Raw genomic sequence first — 2,068 nt, 5'->3', positions numbered from 1 at the left:
AACGAACACGTGGAAACGCCGGGCAGACCAGCAGCTACACGCTACCCAAGCCCAACAGCCCTCCCGAAACCGGCTCAAAATCAGTCAGAAGATCACTTTCAGACCACGTCGGTGGATCAAGGGTAAGGCGACGGCTGAGGCGCCGCCGCCGGTCAGGGCGTCGGGGAGGCCTCCGTGAGTGACATCCAGTCTCGGACCGTCTCCTGGTGCGAACCGTTCACCGTGCTCGCGGCCACTGCCTCGGCTTGCTCGATGGAGCATGGCGCTCCTGCGCGGGTGAGCAGGACCAGTGGCCACCCGGGTCCCGTGCCGACTGGCTCGCCATCGAAGGGCGTCCACTCCCAGGGGCCGTCGAACCGCCATGCCCGGCCAGTGGCGTCGGCGACCTCGTCACCCAGGTCGAGGTGGGCGTACGGCCGCATCAACAGTTCAAAGCCGAAGGGAATCCCGTCGTCGGGATGAATGGTGTATCCCGAGCCGTCGAGATGGCTCCCGTCCGGAAACTCGCGGTAGGACACGCCGCGGCGCAGCACCGCCACCGTCTGTCGCGGGCGGGGCAACCAGCCCGTCTCAAGGGGCGGGTCATGGTGATCGACGGCCGTCACGTGGACCACGGTCGGTGGCACTCCAACCCGACAGATGTCTCCTGCCTTCAGATGTTGGGGCGGCGGTTCGGTACGGAACAGTTCCGCCTGCACGTCAGGCGCGACGCACTCGCCAGTGTCCACGCCCAGGGCAACGACGCCGTTCCAGTCGAAGAAGTCGCTTTCGCTGTCGATTTCCCACCAGGGCCAGCGCACGGACACATTGTCCCAGGTCACGCCCTGCTCGACTCTGGTTGGCGTGAAGGGACAGGCGATCGACAACACGTCGCCGACCCGGAAGTCACGCGCATCCGCATCCATCATCGGGCCAGGGTAGAGGGGGCCTCTTCGCGTTCCGACGGGGCCTACCCACCGGGCTGACCCGGGCGTGGGGCCAAGCACGATGCGCACCGGGGTCAACAAGAACGCTCAGGGGCCAACTACAGCGCTAAGTCACAGCTGTCCCGTCTCAACGGAGTTTGACCAATCTCACCGAAGTTTGATCGCCGCGCGTGGGCTCGTCTGAGGATCAATGAAGTCAGGCGAAGAGGAGCCACCTCCTACGGGCCCTCGGGCCCGGCGTCCCCGGCTCGCGCTGTGGCCGCCGTCTCCAGCAGGGACCAGCCGTCGACCTCCACCACCCGCCGCTCCCCCGGCTGCCACCCACGGGCCAGCGCCACGTCAAGCAGGGCCCGGACGGCGCCCGGCTCGTGCAGGTTCAGGTCTGAACCCCGGGTGAAGCCCACGTCCCCGGAGCCGAAGGGGGCCCCGCCCGGGACGTACCGGCCGGGGCCGTCGGCAAAGACAATGCGCAACGGGCCGCCGCTGCCGGCCGGCTGCGGGGACAGGGTGAGGATTTGGCGGCAGTCCACGGACCGGCCGTCGTCGTCCCTTCGGTGGCTGTGGCGCATCGTCCACATGTACACGCGTCCGTCGGCGACCAGCCGGCGGGGCTTCTTCGAATGGCGAGGCACACAGCCGAGGGTACGCGGCCTGATCCACGAGACACCCATAGCAGTAATCAAGCTTCGATGAGACGAACAGGATGGTCGTCAAACTTCGGTGAGACTGGTCAAGGTCCGATAAGACAGGACAACAGCTGTGAACCGTTCCGGGTTCGGTAGAGACTCGATTAGATGAAAGGATCGAGTCATGGCACGTCCTTCTTCCTATCCCCTTGAGCTGCGCAAACGAGCGGTCCGTATGGTCGCCGAGGTTCGTAGTGACTACCCGAACGAGTCGGCTGCGATCAAAGCGGTCGCCGAGAAGTTGGGCATCGGCTCGACCGAGACACTGCGCAAGTGGGTCCGCCAAGACCAGGTCGACTCAGGTGTCCGTCCGGGGACGACGACAGAAAAATCTGCCCAGCTCAAGGCACTCAAGAAGGAGAACGCCGAGCTGAAGCGGGCGAACGACATCCTGAAGGCCGCGGCGAGTTTCTTCGCGGCCGAGCTCGACCGGCCACACACACGCTCGTAGCGTTC

General features: G+C 65.8%; 2 protein-coding genes and 1 pseudogene. 1 reads left to right on the top strand and 2 read right to left on the bottom strand.

Annotation, left to right across the window (positions count from 1 at the left end):
• Positions 1 to 152: 152 nt before the first annotated feature.
• Both OTB16_RS39080 and OTB16_RS39075 read right to left on the bottom strand, forming a co-directional pair.
• Positions 153 to 908, bottom strand: a complete 756-nt coding sequence (locus tag OTB16_RS39080; RefSeq protein ID WP_267727703.1) for a hypothetical protein — start codon at positions 906 to 908, stop codon at positions 153 to 155.
• Positions 909 to 1,144: 236 nt separating this feature from the next.
• Positions 1,145 to 1,558, bottom strand: coding sequence for a hypothetical protein (locus OTB16_RS39075; RefSeq protein WP_267727701.1), 414 nt, complete (start codon positions 1,556 to 1,558; stop codon positions 1,145 to 1,147).
• A gap of 178 nt (positions 1,559 to 1,736) precedes the next feature.
• Here OTB16_RS39075 and OTB16_RS39070 point away from each other — a divergent pair.
• Positions 1,737 to 2,068 (top strand): annotated as a pseudogene (locus OTB16_RS39070) (transposase); the annotation flags it as partial.

The organism is Streptomyces antarcticus (assembly GCF_026627255.1).
GTDB classification, from domain to species: domain Bacteria; phylum Actinomycetota; class Actinomycetes; order Streptomycetales; family Streptomycetaceae; genus Streptomyces; species Streptomyces antarcticus.
This window is presented reverse-complemented; position numbering and strand designations above follow the sequence as displayed.

Bases quoted from the DNA above. Each gene is read 5' to 3' on its own strand.
- OTB16_RS39080 (WP_267727703.1), bottom strand. From the start codon at position 908: ATGATGGATGCGGATGCGCGTGACTTCCGGGTCGGCGACGTGTTGTCG.